The sequence below is a fragment of the Lentilactobacillus kefiri genome (genome assembly GCF_007989105.1).
In the GTDB taxonomy this organism is placed as follows: Bacteria; Bacillota; Bacilli; order Lactobacillales; family Lactobacillaceae; genus Lentilactobacillus; species Lentilactobacillus kefiri.
The window spans coordinates 36,098-60,213 of the sequence record NZ_BJVK01000013.1; the positions used below are offsets into that span (position 1 = coordinate 36,098).

Annotated in this window: 21 protein-coding genes; 12 read left to right on the forward strand and 9 right to left on the reverse strand. The window is 42.8% G+C overall.

What is annotated here, in order from left to right:
* Window positions 1-123 precede the first annotated feature (123 nt).
* The 3 genes from LKE01_RS06260 (at window position 124) to LKE01_RS06270 (ending at window position 4,343) form a co-directional block, all read left to right on the forward strand.
* The gene (locus tag LKE01_RS06260; RefSeq protein WP_056981302.1) at window positions 124-2,436 is read left to right on the forward strand and encodes a DUF5776 domain-containing protein; all 2,313 of its coding nucleotides are present in this window, start codon (window positions 124-126) and stop codon (window positions 2,434-2,436) included.
* A gap of 31 nt (window positions 2,437-2,467) precedes the next feature.
* Window positions 2,468-3,514, forward strand: a complete 1,047-nt coding sequence (locus tag LKE01_RS06265; RefSeq protein ID WP_056981303.1) for a prenyltransferase/squalene oxidase repeat-containing protein — start codon at window positions 2,468-2,470, stop codon at window positions 3,512-3,514.
* Between the two features lie 187 nt (window positions 3,515-3,701).
* The gene (locus tag LKE01_RS06270; RefSeq protein ID WP_054769151.1) at window positions 3,702-4,343 is read left to right on the forward strand and encodes an HD domain-containing protein; all 642 of its coding nucleotides are present in this window, start codon (window positions 3,702-3,704) and stop codon (window positions 4,341-4,343) included.
* Here the strand turns inward: LKE01_RS06270 and LKE01_RS06275 are convergent.
* Together LKE01_RS06275 and ybaK are read right to left on the reverse strand one after the other, a co-directional pair.
* A complete protein-coding gene (locus LKE01_RS06275) occupies window positions 4,336-5,070 on the reverse strand; it encodes a hypothetical protein (RefSeq protein ID WP_056981305.1) in 735 nt (244 codons plus the stop codon). The two genes, LKE01_RS06270 and LKE01_RS06275, sit on opposite strands and share 8 nt — an antisense overlap.
* A gap of 4 nt (window positions 5,071-5,074) precedes the next feature.
* Window positions 5,075-5,575, reverse strand: coding sequence for a Cys-tRNA(Pro) deacylase (ybaK, locus tag LKE01_RS06280; RefSeq protein ID WP_056981307.1), 501 nt, complete (start codon window positions 5,573-5,575; stop codon window positions 5,075-5,077).
* 119 nt (window positions 5,576-5,694) lie between these two features.
* On the opposite strand from ybaK, the gene LKE01_RS06285 reads away from it, so the two are divergent.
* The 3 genes from LKE01_RS06285 to LKE01_RS06295 all read left to right on the forward strand — a co-directional run bounded on the left by LKE01_RS06285 (window position 5,695) and on the right by LKE01_RS06295 (window position 9,534).
* Window positions 5,695-6,426, forward strand: a complete 732-nt coding sequence (locus LKE01_RS06285) for a GntR family transcriptional regulator (protein ID WP_056981309.1) — start codon at window positions 5,695-5,697, stop codon at window positions 6,424-6,426.
* A gap of 99 nt (window positions 6,427-6,525) precedes the next feature.
* Window positions 6,526-6,726 carry a hypothetical protein gene (locus LKE01_RS06290; RefSeq protein ID WP_056981311.1) on the forward strand — a complete coding sequence of 67 codons (201 nt, stop codon included), beginning with the start codon at window positions 6,526-6,528 and terminating at the stop codon, window positions 6,724-6,726.
* Between the two features lie 420 nt (window positions 6,727-7,146).
* On the forward strand, window positions 7,147-9,534 hold the full coding sequence (locus LKE01_RS06295; protein ID WP_054769149.1) for a phosphoketolase family protein: 2,388 nt from the start codon (window positions 7,147-7,149) through the stop codon (window positions 9,532-9,534).
* An 85-nt stretch (window positions 9,535-9,619) separates the two neighbouring features.
* Here the strand turns inward: LKE01_RS06295 and LKE01_RS06300 are convergent, their stop codons facing one another.
* The 4 genes from LKE01_RS06300 to LKE01_RS06315 form a co-directional block, all read right to left on the reverse strand.
* Window positions 9,620-12,919 (reverse strand): S8 family serine peptidase, encoded by a 3,300-nt coding sequence (locus tag LKE01_RS06300; protein ID WP_225364694.1) that lies wholly within the window; start codon window positions 12,917-12,919, stop codon window positions 9,620-9,622.
* Between the two features lie 24 nt (window positions 12,920-12,943).
* Window positions 12,944-14,410 carry an amidase gene (locus LKE01_RS06305; RefSeq protein WP_095344860.1) on the reverse strand — a complete coding sequence of 489 codons (1,467 nt, stop codon included), beginning with the start codon at window positions 14,408-14,410 and terminating at the stop codon, window positions 12,944-12,946.
* Between the two features lie 35 nt (window positions 14,411-14,445).
* Window positions 14,446-15,363 carry an RluA family pseudouridine synthase gene (locus LKE01_RS06310; protein ID WP_179286801.1) on the reverse strand — a complete coding sequence of 306 codons (918 nt, stop codon included), beginning with the start codon at window positions 15,361-15,363 and terminating at the stop codon, window positions 14,446-14,448.
* Between the two features lie 73 nt (window positions 15,364-15,436).
* The gene (locus LKE01_RS06315) at window positions 15,437-15,910 is read right to left on the reverse strand and encodes a universal stress protein (RefSeq protein WP_054769146.1); all 474 of its coding nucleotides are present in this window, start codon (window positions 15,908-15,910) and stop codon (window positions 15,437-15,439) included.
* 175 nt (window positions 15,911-16,085) lie between these two features.
* Here LKE01_RS06315 and lplA point away from each other — a divergent pair, with 175 nt between their 5' ends.
* The 3 genes from lplA to LKE01_RS06330 all read left to right on the forward strand — a co-directional run bounded on the left by lplA (window position 16,086) and on the right by LKE01_RS06330 (window position 18,113).
* Complete coding sequence (lplA, locus tag LKE01_RS06320) at window positions 16,086-17,096, forward strand: lipoate--protein ligase (protein WP_056981314.1); 1,011 nt, start codon at window positions 16,086-16,088, stop codon at window positions 17,094-17,096.
* A 98-nt stretch (window positions 17,097-17,194) separates the two neighbouring features.
* Entirely contained in the window at window positions 17,195-17,632 is a 438-nt protein-coding gene (locus tag LKE01_RS06325; protein WP_056981316.1) for a hypothetical protein, read from the forward strand.
* Window positions 17,633-17,642: 10 nt separating this feature from the next.
* Window positions 17,643-18,113: a hypothetical protein gene (locus LKE01_RS06330; RefSeq protein WP_054769145.1), complete on the forward strand. Its 471-nt coding sequence runs from the start codon at window positions 17,643-17,645 to the stop codon at window positions 18,111-18,113.
* A 272-nt stretch (window positions 18,114-18,385) separates the two neighbouring features.
* On the opposite strand, the gene LKE01_RS06335 is transcribed toward LKE01_RS06330, so the two are convergent.
* Window positions 18,386-19,336, reverse strand: a complete 951-nt coding sequence (locus tag LKE01_RS06335) for an NADP-dependent oxidoreductase (RefSeq protein ID WP_054769144.1) — start codon at window positions 19,334-19,336, stop codon at window positions 18,386-18,388.
* Window positions 19,337-19,458: 122 nt separating this feature from the next.
* Between LKE01_RS06335 and LKE01_RS06340 the strand changes: the two genes are divergently transcribed.
* Window positions 19,459-19,812 (forward strand): iron-sulfur cluster biosynthesis family protein, encoded by a 354-nt coding sequence (locus tag LKE01_RS06340; RefSeq protein WP_054769143.1) that lies wholly within the window; start codon window positions 19,459-19,461, stop codon window positions 19,810-19,812.
* Window positions 19,813-19,861: 49 nt separating this feature from the next.
* Here the strand turns inward: LKE01_RS06340 and LKE01_RS06345 are convergent, their stop codons facing one another.
* Window positions 19,862-20,440 carry a TMEM175 family protein gene (locus LKE01_RS06345; protein ID WP_054769142.1) on the reverse strand — a complete coding sequence of 193 codons (579 nt, stop codon included), beginning with the start codon at window positions 20,438-20,440 and terminating at the stop codon, window positions 19,862-19,864.
* 205 nt (window positions 20,441-20,645) lie between these two features.
* On the opposite strand from LKE01_RS06345, the gene LKE01_RS06350 reads away from it, so the two are divergent.
* Entirely contained in the window at window positions 20,646-22,046 is a 1,401-nt protein-coding gene (locus LKE01_RS06350; protein ID WP_056981318.1) for an APC family permease, read from the forward strand.
* 63 nt (window positions 22,047-22,109) lie between these two features.
* Here LKE01_RS06350 and LKE01_RS06355 read toward each other — a convergent pair whose 3' ends face one another.
* On the reverse strand, window positions 22,110-23,303 hold the full coding sequence (locus LKE01_RS06355) for an MDR family MFS transporter (RefSeq protein ID WP_056981320.1): 1,194 nt from the start codon (window positions 23,301-23,303) through the stop codon (window positions 22,110-22,112).
* 192 nt (window positions 23,304-23,495) lie between these two features.
* Between LKE01_RS06355 and LKE01_RS06360 the strand changes: the two genes are divergently transcribed.
* Window positions 23,496-23,921, forward strand: coding sequence for an OsmC family protein (locus LKE01_RS06360; protein WP_054769141.1), 426 nt, complete (start codon window positions 23,496-23,498; stop codon window positions 23,919-23,921).
* Window positions 23,922-24,116 lie beyond the last annotated feature (195 nt).

A 24,116-nucleotide genomic window follows, 5' to 3' on the forward strand; every position in this document is an offset into this window, starting at 1 on the left:
TATAGGTTGTTAGTGATTAAAGAAACGGCCCTGGCTAGCAATACTAGCTGGGCTTTTTTGTTGTGTTCAATTGTTTATTTTGTTGAGGGTTTCATCACTATTTATTTGGAGGAGAGCAGACACATGAAGAAAAAACAGCTTGTTTATTGGATATCACTGGTAGTAGGGATGTTCCTGCTATTTGTTGGCGGTGGTAATTTTGTCAAAGCAGACACCGCTGCTGATGTAGATTCAGCCATTACGACCGGAGTTAAGCTGACTTCCCAAAAGACGTCACTTGATGCCTGGGATGCCGCAATTTTGGCAACCAGCGATAATGGCATTACTGATGCTGAGACGCAAAATGCTTACAATACCATCATTACCACAAACGGATTTATCAGCGGAAAGGATCAAGACCTTGCTGGTGTCTCAAACGTTGCCGGCATGATTGGGCTTCGCGCACTTGGCAAAGATCCAGCAAATGTGGAAAAGAAGGATCTGGCCGCTCAAGTTATTAACGATCCCGCACTTAAGAGCGATAAAGTTGATTTGTACACCATTATCAATGACTTGGAAGGTTTAAGCACCGGCAATTATGGTAAGGCAAGTGAAACTGCCCGTGCCACGTTGACGAAGCGCCTGCTGGCTGCCCAAGATTCCAAGACAGGTGTTTGGAAGACCAGCTGGGGTGATGTTGATCCTACTGGCCGGGCTATTCTGGCACTCTCGATGAACATGGGTCAACCAGGAGTTCCCGCTGCAATTCAAAAAGCGGTGACTGAAGTTGAAAATCATTATTATTTGAAAGATGGTGGCTTTGGTACCAGTGATGCCGCCAACAAGGAAGACCAGTATAACAATATCACCATGACTAATGGTCTAGCTGCAGCTGGTGTTGATGTGTACACCTCGTTAAACGGGCAGTCCGGCTATACAGCACCTGTTCAGCGCTTACTGGATCAAAAGGACGTTTCTTCCGACAGCAACTCCATGCTGCTGCAACAAGCTACTTACACCTTAGAACAGGCTAAATTTACCAAAGATGGCGGTCAGGGTTGGATCTTCTCATTTGCCCAAAATCCAACTTTCAGAGCCCGTGAACTGGCAAAGTTAAATACGGCAGCAGCCGCTCAAAGACAGGCCATTAATAATGACTCAAAGGCGTCAACAACCGACAAGACAACGGCAATCAATTCAATCAACCAAACGCTTGAAACGTACATTACCAAGATCAACGGCGACACGACCAGTGAAGCGGCAATTGCCGACCGGGCAGTTGGAGTTGCCTCAATTAACAATATTAAAATCGTTGATACAAATGACAACAGCAGCTCAACCAGTGGCACCGTTATTAATAACAATTACACCACCATTATCAATCAGCCAAGTTCATCAAGTTCGTCGAGTTCGTCAGCAGCTTCAAGCAGTTCGGCTGAACCAGTTGTTAAGCCAACCACTCCGACAAAGCACAAGAGTACCAAAGGTTCATATGTATACGCATTAACAACCGTTAAATTATATCGAAACACTCATTTTACCAAGCATCATTTAGCCAAGATTTATCATAAGCAAAGCAGAACTAAACGCCCAATGTTCCTGGTAATCAGACAAACAACCAACACCCAGGGAAGACCCGTTTATAAGGTTAGAAATGTTAACAGCGGCAAGACCGGTTATACGCTAGCTTCTCGTAAGCATTTTGCAAATGCTTATTATTCTGCTAAAGTTACCCGAATCAAAGTTATCAGTTCCAAAGGGATTAATGAGTATAGCAATCGCTATCTCAGTAATAAAAAGCACCATGTTAAGAAGAATCGGTCACTGGCCGTTCGAAAAGTCGTTGGTTACGGCCGCACAAGCCGTTTATTGTTAACTAACGGTCGTTATGTTTCAGGCAACAAAAAACTGGTGATGGCAACCAAAATTGCCAAGACCAGTCATCAAACAACTGACAGTTCAACGACAGTGGCGCCAGCTCCAACCACACCAAGCTCATCATCAACGTCGACGTCGACATCAACAACCGTTCCAACAACGCCAACAGTCCCAACAACACCGACAAATGGATCATCGACAAGCAATTCTACCAACAATTCCACAAATGGTTCTGGAACAAATGACAATTCCGGTTCAAACACTGATACCACCAACGAAACGGTTACCGTTAGTGTTAATGCGAATGGATCCGTGCTTGCCAGCGGGAGTGTCACCCTTACCAAAGGTGCGACTGCTCTGGATGCATTGAAAGCATTGGCAGCCAAGAACAATCTGGCAGTCACAATCAGTGGCTCAGGAATTTCCGCCTATGTTAAAGGTATCAATGGCTATAACGCTGGCCCTGCCGGAACCATGACGGGTTGGCTGTATTCCGTTAACGGCAGTGAGCCCAACAGCTCAATGGGCGTATATGTCGTGAAGGATGGCGACAAGATTTCGATGAATTATAACAAGTAGCATTTCGATTCTCGTCAAGAAAGGATATATGATGAACAAATTATTAAAACACATACTGTTATCGACTGCAGCAATTCTGGCAACTGTCACATTTACAACAAGCGCGGCTGACGCTTCCGTCCATAAAGCGGCCACTTCTACGATCCACCGGCGTACCGCACTGACGTATCGTTATGCCAAAAAGATGTTGAAAGAAAATAAGACGGGCTTATCCGGCAAAACCAGTGCGATTTTTAGCCGTAAATTATATCCGGACACCGGAGCAGCATCCGGCTATTCCGACTTTCTACTTGGATTAAGAGGCAACCACTACAAATTTACAAGTCACGAAAAGAATTTGTTACGCAAAAATCTGGTTGTTAAAAGCAGCACGCCTGCCGCCAGCTTGGCCAATGCGGTCATGGCCGTTCAGGCAATGGGGATGAATGCCACTAATTTCAAACTTTATCATCACAAGAAGGGGACAAATCTTGTTTCCCGGCTTTATCGGACAAGCATCTCAAAGCAGACGGCCAGTTCCCAAGCCGAGACCTTAATTGCTGTTTCCATGAGCAGTCGATTTAAGCGACCAAGCGGTGCCAAGTTTAGCAAGGCCAGCTTGAGTGCCCGGTTGGTTAAATCGCAATTGAAAAATAACGGTTGGACTTACAATAATGCTCAAGGTGCCAAAGATGCTGATGTCACCAGTATGGTGCTGACGGGGCTTTATCGGGGCAAATCCAACACTTCAACAGTTGAATCAAGTATTCAAAAGGGCCAAAAGTTCCTTTACAGACTTGCGCAAGGGAACGGTGCCTTTGGTTATACCTATGCTGGTAAGACTACGCCCAACGCTAATTCAACAGCTGAAGCGATCATTGCGTTATCCAACAATTCTGCCACCAAAAAATACGTCAACACGACCGCTATGCGGACAGGTCAGAAAGCCACTCCGCTATATGCGATGCTGAGATATGTTAATAATTCCGGATCCATCAAAAAAGCCACCAGCCAACTTTACGGGGTTGGCCAGGTTAACTTAGCTGTTGCGGCTTATAAAGCTGCTTTGAAGAATCGATCCGTGTATGCAATCCAGTAAACGAAATATTGAGATTTGATATAGCATTACTAAAGCCCCGGTTAAACGTTTTTCCGTTTAGCTGGGGCTTTGATTCTGATAGTCTTTATCTACGGCCGATTAAAGATTTTTCAAATGAGAACAGATATACTGTTAATAGTTGGATTCATTTCCTGACAATATTTGTAGTAAGTTAAAGGAGTTCCACATGATAAATAGATTGAGACAAATTCGCGGGTTCGTTCAAAAAGAACTCGGCTATGAAACGACCGGCCATGACTACACCCACATTGAGCGGGTGGTCAGCTTGGCCAAATTAATTTTAAAGGGTGAAGATGCTGATGAAGGCTTAGTCATTATTGCGGCATATCTTCATGACGTCAGTGATGACAAAGTCACCACCAATCCGCAAGCTAAGCGAAAAGCCATTGCCGATGAATTAATCGGGGTTGGGTATGATCAGGACTTTGTTAAAAAAGTGTTTGAGATTATTGATAATATGTCATACAGCGCCAATCTAAAAACCCATCACAAATTGTCGCTTGAAGGCCAAATCGTTCAGGATGCCGACCGATTGGATGCCATTGGCGCCATCGGAATTGCCCGCACATTTTACTTTGGAGGCCACTTTGGCGAAATTATGTATAATCCACGGATTATGCCGCGGACGGGGATGGATAAGGCTGAGTATCGCAAACACGGTACGGTTATCAACCATTTTTACGAAAAGCTGTTCAAATTAAAGGATCAGATGAATACGCCTACTGCCAAGAAAATTGCCGAGCATCGTCAACAGGTCATGCGTGATTTTGTGGCTGAATTTGTTGACGAATGGAATGGCACTAAATAAAGCGAAATATCAGGTTCATGACCAATGAAATCAGCAAATTAAATAATGAGATAACCACGATGATAACAGTGAAGTGATACAGCAGGCTGAACAGACTTTCCTGCCATGGTGTGACTGAGATAACCAGCGTTAGCAGGACTAAAAAGAGCACTGCCTGCCAGAAGCCTTGTTTGGAATTTTCAAAATCAGCCTGACTGAGGTCAAAGCCGCCGATGCAAATATTGGCAGCAACCACCAGAAAAATCAGCATTTTAGGCCAGCTGAACGTTGGCATTATGAAGGTCATTTGGCTAAATGACTGGTGGGTGGACATGATCAATGATTGGTAAACTTCAGGAATGGTGAATTTGGCCAATAATAAAGTTGTCAGGCAGCAACCAAAAATTGGGGCGACACCTATGAAGAGGTTGCCCATATTTTGGTAAAGGTTGCGGTTATTCCAGGTGTGGTGAACGTACCCCAGGGTGTCGTTGTCAGCGGTGGGGATGCGCACTAATCTGAATTGATCAACATGGTGGCCAAACACAAGTGCCATCAGCAGATGACTGGCTTCATGAATCATAATTCCCAGAAAGCCGAAGCCAATTTGACCGCCAATTCCAAAACGGTTGGCAATCTGCTGCTTGGTGCGATGGTTGATTGATGAGAGTAAAAAGATAAAAAGAAATGGCACTCCGATCGTGAGTCCGAGTACCAATCCAATGTTTGTCAAAATATTTGTAAGCATTAAGTCATTCCTTTATGTCGGCAAATTTTCCGCCAATGAGATCGACCATTTGTTGGGCGTCAACTTTGACTGAGCGGCCAATTTGACCAGATGAAACGATGATTTCACCCATTTCTTTGGCTTCCTGGTCAACGTAAATTGGGTAGTGGAACTTTTCCCAAATCCCAATCGGCGTGTTGGCACCGTGTTGGTAGCCAGTGGTTTTCAGTAGATCCTTCAATGGCACCAGGTTGACCTTTTTGTTGCCGGAAACTTTGGCGAGCTTTTTTTCGTCCAAGTGTTCATCAACCGGAACAACACCGACAACCGGACCGGTCTTCTTACCAGAGAACACCAAAGTCTTGAAAATCTGATGTTCGGGCGTATCTACATGGTCGACACTGATTTGTTCAACGTCGCCTTCCTTGTGGGTTGGAAATTCCATTTGGACAAACGGAATTTTGTGTTTATCTAAAATTTGTTCAACTAAAGTTTTATGAACCTTATTCTTCTTTTTCTTTGACATTTCATAACACCTCAGGAATATTTTATCACAATCGGGTGGGTAATCCGTCTGAACAAAAGAAGATAATCTGTTATACTTTATTTCAGCAGATCAATTTAACGATTTAATAAGGAGCACAAATGGCTGATTTAGTATATCGCAATATCATGAAGGACTTGAAGAATCGTATTCAGGCAAACGAGTTTGCATCAAAGAAGCTGCCTGATGAACGAAGCCTCAGCGAGTCTTATGGTGTTAGCCGCAGTTCAATTAAACGCGCTTTGAATGTTTTGGCAAACCGGGGGATCATTTTCAAAAAACGTGGTTCGGGAACGTTTATTAATCCGCTTTACCAAAAGAATCAAACAATTTTTCAATACGAAGGGTCCAACCTGGGGGTTACCGACAGCTTTAAGAGTGATGGCCAAACACCCCAAATTAAGTTGCTGGACTTCAAAGTTGTCCCCGCAAGTAAGGAGCTTCAAACCGAACTATTCCTAAACCCGGGTGAATTTGTGTACGAAATTAAAAGACTTCGTTCTTTTGACGACAAGCCGTTCATGATCGAATTAGGCTATATCCCAATCCGGGTTGCACCGGAACTCAACAGTGAACGGGTGGAAGGCTCAATCTTCAACTACTTTGAGGATGCAACCGGAACTTCCGTTACCAAATCGTTTATGACAATCACCGCCGATCCGTCAACCAAAGAGGATCAGGAACTGCTTGGCTTGAAGCCGGTGGAACCGGTCGGCGTGATGGAAGGTATCTTCTTCCTGGATGACGGAACCCCATTCGAAGTCTCAAATATGCGGATTCATTATAAATATTTGAACTACAACACGTTTGTTAACTTGGACGAAGATAAATAGCCACGGCGTTGCGGTACGAACACGTTGACAGTGTTTACGTGAGCAGTGTATAAATGAAACAGCGAAATATCAACTAACCTGATGAAGGGAAGAAAAACGATGGGTCTTTGGATCACAATAATTACGGCTTTTATAGGATTGGAATTGATTGTTTATGGATTCCGGCAAAAAGACCGTGCAGCAGTTAAATGGATTTTGGCAGCAATTGGATTAGTTCTCATTTTGTTTGCCATTTGGGTTGCAACCCCACAGGGAACCGAATTAATTAGTCATTTGAATTGGTTTAAACCTAAAAATTAAAATAAATGTAAATCGGAAATTGATTTTAACAATCGATTTCCGATTTTTTGTGGACTGAAAAGCCTTGTAAACGGCTGTTTCACCGATGATTTTTAATGGGTACATGCTTACGATGTTAGTTAAAAAAAACCGATTACAATTGCATTTGGATTTGTTCAAAATGAAACCGTGTAAATTTTCTGAAAATTTTGTTACAAAACAACGATAATGGTGGACTAACGATTTGATATCGTCCATAATAGCTTATAAGTATAGGATTTTGAGTCACAAAATATTGGACCGTATCAATTTTTTAAAAGGTTGACTTTTTGAGAATTTCGTTTAGTATTAGTGATGTAAATTGATCAATTCATATTGGTGAATTTTTACGAACATTCTATACAGAAGTTTGTTGCTAAATCGAAGAAGGAGTGTTAATTAATGACAGTAGATTACGATTCCAAAGAATATTTGGAACTAGTTGATAAGTACTGGCGTGCCGCTAATTACCTTTCAGTAGGTCAATTGTTCTTGCGCGACAACCCATTGCTTAAGAGACCTTTAGAAGCTAAAGATGTAAAGGTTAAGCCTATTGGTCACTGGGGAACTATCGTTTCTCAAAACCTTATCTATGCAGAATTGAACCGTGTTATTAACAAATACGATTTGAACATGTTCTACATCGAAGGTTCAGGTCATGGTGGCCAAGTTATGGTTTCCAACTCATACCTTGATGGCAGTTATTCAGATATTTATCCAAATATCAGCCAAGACGAAAAAGGTATGGCTAAGTTGTTCAAGCAATTCTCATTCCCAGGTGGAGTTGCTTCTCATGCCGCACCAGAAACCCCAGGTTCAATCCATGAAGGTGGAGAACTTGGATACTCACTTTCACATGGTACCGGTGCTATCTTAGACAACCCAGATGTAATCGCTGCTGTTGAAATTGGTGATGGTGAATCAGAAACCGGCCCATTGGCTGCTTCATGGTTCTCTGACAAGTTCATCAACCCAATTACTGATGGTGCTGTTCTTCCTATCATTAACATGAATGGTTTCAAGATTTCTAACCCTACTATCCTTTCACGTATGAGTGACGAAGACTTAACTAGTTACTTCAAAGGAATGGGCTGGGATCCATACTTTGTTGAAGCAACCGCTGATACAGACCATGCCAAGGTTGAAGCAGACTTTGCCAAGACTCTTGACCATGTTATTGAAGAAATTAAATCAATTCAAAAGAATGCTCGTGAAAACGAAACACCTGATAACGTTAAGTTACCACACTGGCCTATGATTATTCTTCGTTCACCTAAAGGCTGGACTGGTCCTAAGAAGGATCTTGATGGTAACCCAATCGAAGGTTCATTCCGTGCTCACCAAGTTCCAATTCCTGTTGCTGCAGGTTCAATGGAACACAAAGACTTGCTTATTAACTGGTTGAAGTCATACAAGCCAGAAGAATTATTTGATGAAAATGGTACTATTAAACCAGAAATTCGCGCCGTTGCTCCTAAGGGTGACAAGCGTATGTCAGTTAACCCAATCACTAACGGTGGTATCAAGCCAGAACCATTGAAGCTCCCTGATGTTCGCGACTTCGAAGTTAAATTCGATCGTGGTATTACTCAGAAGCAAGATATGATTGAATGGTCAAACTGGTTGGAAAAAGTTGCAGAACTTAACCCAACTAACTTCCGTGGATTCGGTCCTGATGAAACTAAGTCAAACCGTCTTTACAGCTTACTTGACGATTCAAAGCGTCAATGGATGGAAGACATTCACGAACCATATGATGAAGATCTTTCAAACCATGGTCGTGTTATCGACTCACAACTTTCAGAACACCAAGCAGAAGGTTGGCTTGAAGGTTATGTATTGACTGGTCGTCATGGATTCTTCGCTACTTACGAAGCATTCGGACGTGTTGTTGATTCAATGTTGACTCAACACATGAAGTGGTTGCGTAAAGCTTCAGAACAATACTGGAGAAAGCAATATCCTTCATTGAACTTTGTTGATACTTCAACAGTATTCCAGCAAGATCACAATGGTTATACCCACCAAGATCCAGGTATGTTAACTCACTTAGCTGAGAAGAAGCCTGAATTCATCCGTGAGTATCTTCCAGCTGATGCTAACGAATTGTTAGCTGTTGGTGATGTTGCATTCAGAACTTACGAAAAGATCAACTTGATCGTTACTTCAAAGCACCCACGTCGTCAATGGTACACAATGGATGAAGCACAAAACCTCGTTAAGAATGGTCTTGGCTACATCGACTGGGCATCAACTGACCAAGGTCAAGAACCAGATGTTGTCTTTGCTGCCGCAGGTTCAGAACCTAACTTGGAAGCATTGGCTGCTATCTCAATCTTGAACAAGGAATTCCCAGAAATGAAGATTCGTTACATCAACGTTGTTGATTTATTGAAGCTTCGTTCACCTAAGGTTGACCCTCGTGGATTGAGTGATGAAGACTTTGACAACTTGTTCACTACTGACAAGCCTGTTATCTTCGCATTCCACGGCTTCGAAGGACTTATCAAGGATATCTTCTTCGACCGTCACAACCACAACCTTCATGTTCATGGCTACCGTGAAAATGGTGATATCACTACACCATTCGACATGCGTGTCTTGAACCAATTGGATCGTTTCGATCTTGCTAAGGAAGCTGTTCAAGATATTCCAGCTTACTCAGTTAAGGGTAGTTACTTCATCCAACGTATGAATGATACGATTGATAAGCACAATGCTTACATTCGTTCAGAAGGTACTGATCTTCCAGAAGTTGTTAACTGGAAGTGGGAAGGCCTCAAGAAGTAATTTAATTGCTAATAATTAATTACTAAAACTAAAGAACCTCGAAATCTAATTTAGATTTCGAGGTTCTTTTTTTGTTTATATTCAATTAGTTGCGAGTTACATGAATGACTTTAGTAACCGTATTACCAACTTGATCAACTGCTGAAATTGTGAAGATATTTTCGCCATTGTTCAATTGATATGTTTCATCAAATTGGTGAATTGGATAAGGATTTGGATCTTCACCAGGGTTGGTTAAGTTCGTAAAACCGGCATCATTTTGTTGATGGTAAATGTTGTTACCATTAATGGTTAAACGAACACCACTAACATTATCATTTACACTGCCTTTAATGTGAATCGTATCATCGTTTGTGCTGACTGAATACTGATTGTGACTAGTTTGATTTCCAGTCAGGCTTGATGAAAGGTCAAGCGATGGTGCAACGGTATCAGTAATAACTTCGAGGGTTCCACTTTGAGTGGTGGACTTCTTCTTGCCAGGAGTGGTTAAGAAGTATCCGATTCCCCGTTGACCAACCGGTGCTACTTGGATGGTGTATTTAAAGTTACCGGACTTATCGATCTTGACTTTGTTATCCTTGCTGTTCTTATTCACGCTCTTCAGAATAATCAATTTATCTTTAGGATTCTTGACTTTCCCTTGGATCGTTAACGTATGCGTATTGGCATTGTAGACCTTACTGTTCGCGTTAATCAACGTGATATTATTGTCATTTAAGCCTGAGAAGGAAATTCCCTTTGATGGGTAAAAACGGGTTGTAACTGTGTTCATGACATGGTTATCCAGCTTTGGCAGCTGTGTGGTTTGAAGCTTCCACTTGATTTGGCTGGCGTTGCTTGGAAGACTATGAACCTTGGCTTTGTTGAGTTTAATTGTCTTGGTAACTTTATTACCGGCCACATCCCAAATCGTGAGCTTGATTTTCTTTGACTTCAGCGCCAACTTTTGTTGGGCTTTGGTAAAGTTGTATTTAATGTTACCTTTGTTATTATTGCCATCGTTTCCGAGACTGACACCAAATGCCTTTTTACCTACTTTGGTAGCCATGGCAGACATCTTGGTAAACCCGGCACCAACATCGTTGTAGCTGACAGCCAACTTACCATTCTTATACGTTGCATGATTGATTGTTGGAGCGGCATTATCGACTCTAACCGGCAAGTTCATCGTCTGGACTTTCTTGTTGCCGTCATTGTAATTTGTCGCAACAATCTGGTATTGATATTGGCCATCTGGTGCTGCTTTCATCTTCCCAGTGGACTGATCGTAAAGCTTTCCGTCCCACGTAAATGCAAATGGGTGAAGTCTCATGGAAACAGCCATGGTCATATCATCAATTTGGGCACCATAAATTTCGGAGAATGATTTATCAATGTTGGTTTCAGAATCAACCACTCGAACGACTTTGCCAGCTGAATTTAAAATTCTGATTTGGGCGTTTGCAAGGCTCTGCTTGGTGTACGCCAATGGATAAACAGCATCTTGGCTGCCATCACCATTTGGTGAGAACGCAACCTTATCATTTTGGATTTTAGGTGGCAAATTTCCCCAAGCTATCTGGGAATCACCATAGGTTCCTTTTTTATTGACATATCCGGACAGGGAAGTTCGATCGCTAATTCCCAACATGGTGTTTTGACGATCCAGCAAGTATCCACCACCAAAGATGCTGCCCTTTTGGTTGGCAGGTTTATCGAGAACTTGTTCGTCAGTTGGGTCACCGTAGTAGCCCATGTATGGAACAGACAAGTTTTGAGTGGCGTCTGAATTTGTTAGGCTGATATAGCCTTCAGCGATACTATTTTGTTTTGCCTGGTTACCGAGGTCCAGTGTGAAGCCAACTTTGACGGTTTTACCTGGATCAACGGTTATCTGCGATTGATCTGGCGTGAGTGTTGCACCAGGTATCCGGGTATCATATACCGTTCCGGTTCCATACTTTTTATCCATCTTTCGGGATTCCGTCCATGGACCGTTGGAAGTGTTCAGGGTATAGGTTTCCTGGGTGTTGCTATGATTGGTGACGTTTAACGCAAATTTGCTTGATTGACCAATCTGATGGAGAGCAGCCGATGCAGTTCCCGTGGCAGCATCCGTAACGGATGATTTCAAATTACCTGCGTTGGTAACATTTACTTGGCCGGCGCCTTGAACTCTTGGTGAAACAACGTGGCCTTTGAATAATGTATCCTGCATTGGCTGAGCCGAATTCATTAAAGCAATTTTGACGGCATTGACCAAATCCGAGCCTTTCAGATTGGGTTGATCTTTCATTATCTTCTGCATGACAATTGCCGCTGATCCGGCGATAAATGGTGAAGCCATCGATGTCCCAGATTCAATTGCATACCCATTATGTGGGGCAGTGGATGCAACCAAATTGCCGGGTGCTGTAATGTCGGGCTTCATAAAGTATTCAGGCGTTGGCCCCCATGCTGACATGGTTTCCATTGCTAACTTGTCACCTAACAGCGTATTTTCTGATCCAACTGCCATGCCGCTTGGGGCAGCTGCTGGATTGGAAACCGTCCCGGAGTTGGCAGGATCAAAGACGGTCGTCCGTGAATCTGAAGCGGCGTTGATGTCTGTGTTTAATGAACCGGAATGAGCATAATTACCGCTTGCAATTGAAACAAACACACCATGATCAGTGGCATACTTAACAGCAGCCTGCTCCTGGTTGGTCAGGGATTGAGCGGGAACTCCCTGGCCGAATGACATGTTGATAACGTTGGCGCCTAATGCAACAGCGTCATAAATTGCCCGGGAAACGTCGTTTGGAAATTCGTCTGAAAAGCCACCAAAGACTTTCATATTCAGCAGCTGAGCTTGAGGCGCCATTCCCAAAACGTACTTCTTATCTTTATTATTTTTTGAACCATTGGCAGCTGTGTATCCTGCAGTTGATAAGCCATGATATCCGGCCATGTCGTTTGACATGACGTCAGTGTCGTAATTGTTTACGTAATTGTACGCAAACGGAATTTTAGGACTGACGTACTTTCCGTAGCCTCTTTGAGAAATGAATTTCTCTGCGTCACTTTTTGAAATTTTGGCGGTACTGTTATCTGACAATCGAAAGTCACGATGACTCACAATTCCAGTATCAATAATTGCAATAACCATTCCCTGGCCAGAATAGCCTTGGGACCAAAGACCCTTAACGTTTCCTTTGACGAGTGAAGGCTCATCGGCAGGATCTTTGCTGGGTTTAATCTGTTCGTTGGTATCTTTGGAAGCAGATATCTTTGTCTGAGCAGCTTGAATGGTGGTTGGTTGGCCGCCATTCAAGGTACTCAAGCCTGCCAGTGTTGACAGCGTGAGCACAGCCATCGTCACTGTGAACTTTTTAAAAGTTGGATTATTCTTTCGTAACTTCATGATCGTCCTCCCCTTAAATCAAAACTAATTTAACAATTTGAACTGTTGCTGATCTTCAAACAATTTCCCAATTTGAAGCAGCAAGTTTTCCCGGCCTTTCCGGGCGATAAACTGGATTCCCAAAGGCAGCCCGTTCTTACCAACATATGTCGGCAGACTGATTGCCGGTTGGCCGCTAATGTTTGCGAGTTGTGTAAATGGTGAAAGGGTCAATGCAGGAAGCCACTGATCCCAAATGATTTGAAGCTGCTCTTGAGAATCGTATTGTTCGATATTTTGCATTTTTTTCATGTTGGCTTCAGAAACCAAATCTCGATCAATTCTAGGTGCTTGATGAGCAGTCGTTGGAGTCAAATACAAATCAAATTCCTGCTGGAAATCATCCATATCGCTACTGATATTGTCCCAGAAAGTCAGGGCTTTGCTGTACTGAACTGCTGAAACCGAACGACCCGTCACATTTAACGCCCAGGTTAACGGTTCAACATGTTCCTTGATGATCTTGTCATCTAAATGCATGTTGGAAAACATCGTGGCGGTTTCACCGGCGTTCATGACATAGTACGTCTGCATCAAGCCAACTCCGTCGATGGGGGCATCAGCTGGGATAACGTCATATCCGGCATCCTTGAGAAACCGGACGGCATTTTCCACGGCTTCGACTGCCTCATCGGAAACCGGGGTCCCAACTGGTGAAGTGGTTGAATAGGCAATGTGAATATCCTTGGGCAGCTGGTTAAGAGCCTCTGCAAATGGCTGATCAGGTAACGGTACTTGAAATGGGGCGGCCATTTGAACGGTTGTCAGGGCATCTAACAGATTTGCGGTATCAGTAATTGAGCGGGTAATGGCAAAGTTGATGGAGGCACCCTGCCAACCTCGCCATTCACCCGGGCCGGTTGGGACTCGTCCACGAGTGGGCTTTAAGCCGATAGTGCCTGAAAATGATGAAGGGATTCGAATTGAACCGCCACCGTCATTTCCAGCCGCAATTGGCAGCCAGTCGGCCCCAACCGCTGCAGCTGACCCTCCTGAAGATCCACCAGGTTGAAAATCAGTATTCCACGGATTGTGAGCATTCCCATAAAGCTTGGAATCGGTAATGTTTTTGAAGCCAAATTCAGGGGCATTGGTTTCGCCGACTGGAATCAGCCCGGCAGCAAGTAATCCCTGCACGAAGTTGTTGGTAGTAGGGGCAACGTTATCTTTCAGCAACTCCGAGCTGCCAGTATCAAGCTGACCTCTAAAGGATTGGCCCAACCCTTTTAATAGGATTGGAATTCCAGCGAATGCCTGACCGGTATCATGAAATTCCTTTGCCATTTTTAGAGCGCGTTCCGGCCATAAACTTGTAACAGCATTCAATTGATCATTGTTTGCGTTGACGGTATCAATCAGTTCATGGACCAAATCCACTCGATCAATTTGATTTTCACGGATCATTTTCGATAATTCCGTTGCAGAATGTGATGCTAATAACTTTTCTGACATTGCAAACTCCTTAGTGCATGGCTTGCATGCAAATTCTAATGGCGTTTTTCCAGTCTTTTCTGAAATTCAATAAAGTGGGCTGGAATTGGCGCGGTAACAATCTTTTGCTTCCTTGAAAAGGGCAAAGCCAAGCCGACCTTCCATGAGTGAAGCAGCAAGTAATCGCTCTCATTACTAGAATTATACAACGGGTCTCCAATTAAAGGGTGGCCGACGGCTGCAAAGTGAACCCGAATTTGATGGGTTCGTCCGCTCCCTAATTTAATGGAAAGAAGTGAGGCGTTTCCGACTTCTTTAATGACCTCATAATAGGTAATTGCAGGAACGGCGCCCATTCCGTTAACCTTGCGCTTCCGTTTATCTTCCGGGTCCCTGCCAATTGGCAGATTGATTGTGCCGGTTTGAGAAAGGCCGGTTCCTTGAACCCATGCTAAATATCTGCGGGTAATCTGTTTGCTGGCAATGTCGTGAACCAGGATGGGCACCACCGCCGGATTCTTGGCAAAGATCATTGCCCCGCTTGTTTCCTGATCCAGCCGGTGAATCATATAGGGAAGGGTGTTTTCAGTTTCCAGATAAGCTGCCAAATGGTTGATTGTTGCGCCAACTTCACCCGGTTGATTAGGGTGGGTCTTGTCGCCACGCCGTTTATTGATAACGGCCAAATTCGAATCCTCATACAATATGTTGACAGTTGCAGCTGAATCCGCTGCGACATCTGGGAATGGCGAAACAAAATCGCTTGGTAAGAAAGTCAGCTGAACTTTTTCACCAGTTTTAACCGGGAAGTTGACCGGTCGGTATTTTCCATCAACCAATACTCTTTCGCCATGGCGGATGCTGTATACCAGGTGTTTTGGAAGTTCCCAATATTGACTTAACAGCGTTTTTAATGATTCGCCGTTCATGGATTCAGGAACGGTTTCGTTGAATATCCAATATTTATTCATCATGTTCAATTCCTCATATTCGAGATAAAAAAGAGCCGTGACAGAATGTTTATTGCCACGGCTCAATCATTAAGTATTATTTGGTTTGATTCTTTCCAGCTTTTTTATCTGGTCGGACAATCAACACATCACACGATGCGGTTCTGGTTACATAACTCGTAACGGAACCGATGATTAATCGTTCAACGGCGCTTAAACCAGTGGCACCAATGACAATCACATCGCTGTGGTGATCCTTGGGAAATTCTCTAGCAATAATTGGCTTTGGATTTCCAAAACGAATATGAATATTGACGTCTTTGACACCGGCATCAAGTGCTTCTTGTTTTAATCCTTCAAGTTTCTTTTCAGTGTTTTCAGTCAGCTTGAACACAACGTCGCCGCTTACAGCACTTCCGTATGTTTGGTTAAATTGGTTAACTTCTAAAATATTTAAAATGTCCAAATGCGCATCGTTTACTTTGGCAACGTCAATTGCCCGCTCCAATACCTTATTGGTAACGCCTGAACCATCAACTGGTACTAACACGTTTTGATATTTTTGTTCCATTACAATCACCCCGTAATCGTTTTTTACCATACCTAAACTATACCATTTTGAGGCATTAGATGTAATCAAATAAAACTTTCACAAAAGATTGCTTGTGATTGTAATCGCTTTCGTATGGTGCTAATATCAAATTGTTCAAGTATATTAACTATAATCTGAAAAGGGGCTTTTATATATGTATTATTATGTCATGAAATCCAATGATATCAGACGTAATCTGGCTACCGAACAGTATTTGATGAATGAAATTAAATTTGATGAACCACTGTTGTTATTCTATATTGAAGGACCATGTATCATTGTTGGCGGTAATCAAAACACCCTTGAAGAGATCAACAAAAAGTATGTTGATGAGCACGGAATTGTTGTCACCCGTCGGCTCTCCGGTGGTGGCGCTGTTTACCAAGACCTGGGCAACTTATGCTTCAGCTTTGTGGTGGATAGTGACAGTGAAGAGTTTGGTGACTTTAAGTCATTTGTTCAACCAATTGTTGACGCACTTCATGATATGGGTGCCAAAACTGCAGAAGTCAGTGGCCGAAATGATATTTTGGTTGATGGCAAGAAGTTCTCAGGAAACGCCATGTACTCCAAAGGCGGAAAGACCTTCTCACACGGAACTTTGATGTTGGATGTTGATTTATCCGTTATTCCAAAGGCTTTGGATGTTCCTGAAGACAAGATTAAGTCAAAGGGAATCAAGTCTGTCAGCTCACGGGTTACCAACTTGAAGCCATACTTGGCACCTAAGTATCAAAATTTAACCACTCCAGAATTCCGTGACCGTTTGTTGAAAGAATTATTCCACGTTGATGATCTTTCACTCATTAAAGATAAAGAATATCACTTAACAGATGACGATCAAAAGGGAATCGACAAGATTTTTGACGACTACTATAATAACTGGGATTGGGTATATGGTAATTCACCAGAATTCACCGTTAAGAAGCGTCAACACTTCACCAACGGTACGATCGATGCCCGTCTCCAAGTCGATGACGGTAAGGTTTCCAACGTTAAATTCTTTGGTGACTACTTTGGCCCTAAGGATTCCAATGAAGTTGCCGATAAATTGAAGGGTGTCCGATTTGAACGCAAAGACTTCGAGGATGCTTTGAAAGACGTTGATCTGAACAATTACTTCACCGGAATTTCTCGTGACGATTTCTTTGATATGCTTTTCTAAAACGGCTAAATACGTTAAACTGAAACTGTGAATAAAAAGATAAATTCCATTATCGAATTTATCTTTTTTTGTTGGAATTCTGGAGGGTAAAACGTTAAATGAAAAAAGAAGAAAAGCAGACAATTTTCTGGGCGGTCATGTCACTGCTGGTTTTTCTGGCAGTCACTTGGCTGATGACTTTAAAGATCATGCAGCTTGATGCGCCGGCTAAAGTCGGTGAAGCAATGCAAGTCACCTGGATTGCAATTGCATTTTACGCGGCAACGTTGATATTGGCACTTCTAAGGGTCAAGAGCAGCTATTACCTGCTGGCGGTCGTGATTGCCGTTTATACGGTTGGCTTTGTGGGGATGATTTCGACCATGTTTTTGAACAGTGATGCCGAAATTCTGGTTAAGCTGTTTGTCTCTGCAGTGGCGGCATTTGGGATTCTGGTAAATGTTTACTGGTATATCCTGGCGTTTCGATTGCGGGCAGCCTTGCAGCATGATACATTTCAACGACGAATTAACAAACAAAAAGGATTAAGAAGATAGGTGAAATAATTTGGAAAAAGATGCAGCGAGCTTTGTTGACGATGTAGTCAATGAAAAGATTGAAGGCAAGTCCTTCAGCAAAAAATTGAGTGAGATTGAAGCCGATCCCGCAAAAGTTATGCAGCCAGTCTATGACTATGTGGAAGAACAATTGAATTTAGGTAAATTGGCATACGGTGAGGTCAAGGCTTCCGATGAAGAGGTTGCTTTGAGATTGGAAACCAACTTAATCAACTTACCATTTAAAGATGCCAATATTATTAGCAAAATGATGCAGGATCAGGGAACTCTACCCGTCAACGTCTACATCGTCATTGTGTCACCCTGGGTTAATAAATCTGGATTACGAATTGATGAGGTTGCCAGTGCGGATGACTACATCGGCAATGTATCCAAATACCTGGACAAAATGAACAATTGGGTTTCAGAGCATTTGGATATGGTGAAAGAAAATCTCGAGAAACAGCCGGAAGACAAGTAGCTTAATAAAAGAACTCTTGATGTTTACGTCAATCTATGGCATAATACTGCTATGCGATGAGTCGAGAAATCACACAGCATTTATGCTGTCGCGCAAGCGATTAATGTGAATTCGAGCGGGACACAATTTAAGGCACAGATTTGCTGGTGTTTGACTTTAGCGGATTGTGGAATCCAAGAAGTCCATCTACTTTTAGTAGGTGCCGTAATAAAGAAGGTCAACTGAATTAATTCAGTTGACCTTCTTTTTTTATGATGTGATTTAGAGAATTACTAGATATTTAAGATGAGTTTACCGACAATATGACCAGTTTCACTTAACTTATGCAATTCCTGGACATTTTCGGCGTTGAATTTCAATTGAGTGGCCACTTGGACCTTTAATTTACCTGCGCCCAATTGATTGCTCAAAGTTGTGATCACGTCTCTGTTTGGATGAGCATTGATCTTCTTAAAGAAGACATTGTATTTCTTGCTCAGTCCCTCAGCTTGGTCGGTTGTTTCGACAATCGAGATAATGCGACCACCCGGCTTCACAACTTTAAAGGCATCCAGTTGATTTTGACCACCCAGGGTATCAAAGACCAGATCAACCTCGGGAGAGACTTTGGCAAACTCCTGGGTTTTATAGTCGATGACTTTATCTGCACCCAGTTTTCTGACATATGGGTCATTCGTTGCGCTGGTTGTTGTGATGACGTGGGCACCAATGTGTTTGGCAAGTTGAATTGCCATTGAGCCAACGCCACCGGATCCAGCTAATATAAGAACGGTTTGGCCAACCTTTAAGTGACCGGCGTCAAATAGGGCCTCCCATGCGGTTGTTCCCGCTAAGCCAAGCCCCGCAGCTTCTTGAAACGAGACCGTGATTGGTTTGTGGGCTACCTGACTGGCGTCAATTGCGTAAAATTCCGCATAGGTTCCCCGATTACTTGGGGTTCCATAACCGATAACCGCGTCACCAACTTTAAATCCGGCGACATTGTTACCAACTTGTGAGACCACCCCGGCCATTTCTTGACCTAAAATGATTGGGAATTTGAACGGATAGCGTTCTTTTCGCAAACCTTTCCGGGTTTTCCAGTCAATTGGGTTGACACCAATACTGACAACTTTTACAAGCAGTTGATTTTCATTAATTTTAGGAATGGGCATTTCTGTTTCAGTTAATTCGTTTCGATCACCGTAGTCATTAATGACGATGGCTTTCATGGACTTTGTCATTTGATCACCTCGTTCATATTATACTTGTAAATGGGCATTATTAAAAATGAAGATAAAAGATTGCACACAATTTAATTGACATCTTTGGTCAAAGGTTTAATATGACAAGAAGAGGTGAGAATATGAAACTAACAATAACAGACGCAGCTGTTAAACAGCTCAAGAAAAACTTCCCCGTTAACAGCCGGCTTCTTTTAAGCTTTGACGACGGTGTTGGTCCATTCTCCAAAGTTGGAGTTTGTTCACTTGATACCAGTTATGATATCATCGCGGTCGACAAGGACGCTCAAACACCTGATTATGATACCAGCTTGGATTCAAATTTTGGTGATTGGTATTTCAAAGGCTACAGTAAGATTTACCTTGATCAGGATATGAAGCTGGATTACAAGAACAACCAGATTATTTTGAGCAGTGAGAGCGGTATTATGGATAGTAATATTGAACTGAAGGATCTTACTAAACAAAACGTTTAAAATCTAAAAAATGTGTCCGGTCATTTGACCGGACACATTTTTATTTAACTTAAATTCTCTTTGCGGCATGCTCAATTTTTCGGTAGGGCATTACCCATAACAGCATGACGATGAATGTGCCAATCATGCCAAATTCATGCCAGTAAAATGATATGAAGAAGACGGCAATGAACGCTACCAACGTATAAATACTTTTGGGATCCCGGTGCAGTGATTCCACAACGGCTTTAACCGATTTGTTTGCCCGCACCAAGCTGATCCGCAGAAGGTTCCACGAAAGATTGATGCCGATAAACAAGAGGGTATAAAGCTGCGAACCAAATAGGCTGTGTGGATCCGAATCGACAATGCCGGTTGCAAATGGGACAAATGATAGGAAAAATAGCAGTAGCGTGTTGGACCAAATGACAAAGCCGTCGATTGTTTTAACCAGTAAAAACATGTGGTGATGATTACCCCAAACAATTGCCAACAGGAAAAATGAAATGGCGTATGACATTAATTCTTCATGAATCCCCCAAAGGCCGTGCCAGCTTAATTCTTCGGGATGTTTAAGTTCCAAGACCAAAACGGTCATGATGATAGGAACAATGGCGTCAGTAAATGCCTCCAACCGATTCTTTTTCAAATTCTTCACCCCTTCAAAGTTTCTTCTATACAAGGATACAATACTTTGGGGATGAATGGTTCTTTTGCGACTTTGACTAAATATACAACTATTTTTCAATAAACCGGTTACATCAACGGATTGAAATTGACTTTATGCAGTCTTGAAAGTTAAAATAGAATAAGTATTTTAATCAATCATTCATTTTACTTGTGGAGGCTCGTATATGTCATTATTAGCAAGAATTTTTCGCCGCGAGCAATTAGACCGTTATCTGGAAACTGATAAGAAGTTCATCAAAACAATGTCAGCTTTTGATTTAATTGCCCTCGGTATTGGTGCCGTTATCGGTACTGGTATTTTTATTCTCCCTGGGACCGTCGCTGCAACCAAAGCCGGCCCTGGTATCATCATTTCGTTTATTGTTGCCGCAATTGTGTGTTCGACTTCGGCAATGTGTTATGCCGAATTTGCTTCTGCATTACCCGTTGCCGGAAGTGCGTATTCATATGGAAACTTGGTCTTCGGTGAAATTATCGGCTGGATTCTTGGCTGGGCCTTAATCCTTGAGTACGTGTTAGCCGTCGCTGCGGTTTCAAGTGCGTTGGGCGCCTACTTCCAGTCGTTCCTGGCAGGATTCCACATCGGCTTTCCAAAGGCGATCTCCGGTCCGTTTATGCCTAGTCAGGGGACGTATGGAAATCTGATCGCAATTATTATTGTGGTCTTAATTTCTTGGATGTTGAATCAGGGAATGCGTTCATCCGTTCGACTAAACAACATTATCGTGGTTGTTAAAATTGCCATTATCCTCTTATTTATCATTGTCGGACTCTTCTACATCAAGCCTTCCAACTGGCATCCATTCCTACCGTTTGGCTGGCACAGTTCTCATGGTGGTGTTCTTGGTGGTGCAGCTGCCGTCTTCTTTGCCTACTTGGGATTTGATGCAGTTTCCAGTTCCGCTGCCGAAGTTAAAAACCCAAAGAGAAACATGCCAATCGGAATTATCGGAACTTTGATTGTTGCGACAATCCTCTATGTTGGGGTTTCAATTGTGCTGACAGGAATGGTTTCTTATACCAAATTAAACGTTTCCGACCCAGTTGCCTTTGCATTACAATTCGTTCATTTGAACTGGGTTGCCGGAATTATCTCCCTGGGAGCTTTAGCCGGAATGTTCACGATGATGGTTACCATGATTTACAGTTCATCAAGGTTGATTTATTCAATTGGTCGTGATGGTCTGCTGCCAAAATTCTTGGGCCGGCTTGATAAAAAGGGCAGTCCCAAAAACAGTATGATTACGATTACCATCGTGATTGCTTTCATGGGTGGCTTTGTCCCATTGGAACAGTTAACCAACTTGGTTAACATTGGAACTTTGATCGCATTCCTGTTTGTGTCATTTGGGATTATTCCGTTGCGTCGAAACAAAGAAATTCAAAATCATCACGGTTATCAAGTTCCTTGGTACCCGGTTTTGCCAATCATTTCCGGCCTGTTGTGCATGCTGATGCTGTCACAACTTCAGGCTGAAACCTGGATTGCATCTGGTATCTGGTTTGCATTTGGATTGGTACTATACTTTGGCTATGGCTTGAAGCACAGTCAACTTGGTAAATAAATTAAATCATTTAAAATTAAAAGGCCCTCACACTAATGTGTGAAGGCCTTTTTGATGATCATTTTAACGGTACATAACCAGTTTTCCATGCAGCGTGTTCCACAACACGATAATGCCCATGAGGACCAGTAAAACAGCTCCAGTTGCGATTATGAACAGAATTGTGTATGAGGACATTTCAATGACCAAACCACCAAACAGAGGTCCTAAGGCACGTCCTGCTGAGGCCCATGATTGGATCAGGCCTTGATAGCGCCCCTTGGCTTCGACGGGCGTCAATGTATTAACCAATGCTGGAATTGTTGGCAGGGCGGTAGCCTCACCAATGGTCAGAGTCATCATTGCGAGAACAAAGAACGGATAAGTCTTCGCAAAGATTAAAACGACAAAAGATAATGACATCAGGAAGACGCCAAAGAAGACTTCTAAGATCATATTTTCGTGATAGCGGGAAATCCAGTTAATGATAATTTGGCTCACAACGATGACACCACCGTTAATGGTCCACAGGAAACTGTAGTTTCGCAGCGGGATGCCAATCCCAGTCATGTACACTGACAGGTTGGAAACCCATTGCTGGTACATAATCCAGATAATGAATAATGCCATGAAAAAGGTGAACAGCATAATGGCGTTGGCCCTTGGCAGGCTTTTGGGACTCCAACTGGTCTTCTCGGTATCCGAAACTTTCTTTCTGGATTTGTTTGCTGCAGGTTTGAACTTGAAAAAGACAATGATCAAGAAGATCATAAACAAGCTGGTTGCAACCACAAACATTAAGGTGACACTAATGCTATAGATGAAGCCGACCAAAGAGGTTCCGATGACGATCCCTAGGTTCTGGGCAAAGTACAGCATGTTAAAAACGTAGCGGCTGTCTTGAGAAGTGATACTTGTTCCAATTGAATTGACAACGGCCAGATTCCAACCGCTGCAAATCCCGTTAAAGAATAGGATAATCCCAAAAGTCGGCCATCCGTGGAAGAAAACCAGCAGGATCAATGTGAGGATGGTTGACGATACGCCCCCAACCAATAAGTGATAGGGGTTCTTCCGGTCATATAAATACCCGCCGAGATAGCTTCCCAGCACGCTGGCCAACGAGTTAAACAGTAAAACGACACCGATCAGGGTTAGAGAAACTCCCAGCCGATCATGAAGATAGACACTTGTTAGCGGCCAGACAAAGCTCATTCCAACCGCACTGAACATCGCACCAATGATCAGCCATTTTAAATTCATTTCATTTTTGGGCATTTATTTGACCTTCTTTCATTCGATTTTTTGCGCCACGTTCCAGTGTATCAAAAAATCGAATCGAATGGGGATGTTATTTTGAAAGTAAGCGGTAACAATTGCAAGTGCTGTTTGATGGACTTCACCCATTAAATCACATATTATTAAGGCGTTGGATGAAGTTATTGGTTTGTTAAATAGGAGGAATTATATATGGCTGTTGACGGATCACTTTATCATACTGAAGTTGTTAATGAACACGGATTAGTTGGTGAAAGCTACGTTCGAGGAAACGAGGGCTTGGCTTTGGGTGTAAGCAGCTCATTAATTAGTAGTCCAGGAACCAACCCGGAACAATTCATTGGCTTTGCCTTGAGCACTTGCTTTAACGCAACTATTGGATTGGTTGAACGTAAACACAACTTGAAGCCGGATACAGTTATTCACACAGCAGTGGATAATTTAAAGGATACAACCGGATACAAGTTTGTCGTTCGCTGCCAAATTCTCTTTCATGAGTTGGATGACGATCAGGCACAAAAGATGGTCGATGAAGCATTGGACACTTGCCCAGTTGCCAAACTATTGAAGGCCAATGAGAATGTAACGTTTGAAGTGGTAGATAAGTTCTCGTTTTAGAGATAAGAGTGTGACGAGACCCGGGAGACGCGGTTTCTAAGGGTGCTTTGATTGAAGCCCATGGTTCTGGGGCTTTAATCAAAGTGCACTTAGAAGTTAGCGTCTGGGTCGTCGAAACACGTTTCGGCAAACGATCAGTCCACATAGCTTAAACAACGCGAACAAGTATCACCTACATCAATTCTACAAAAAAGC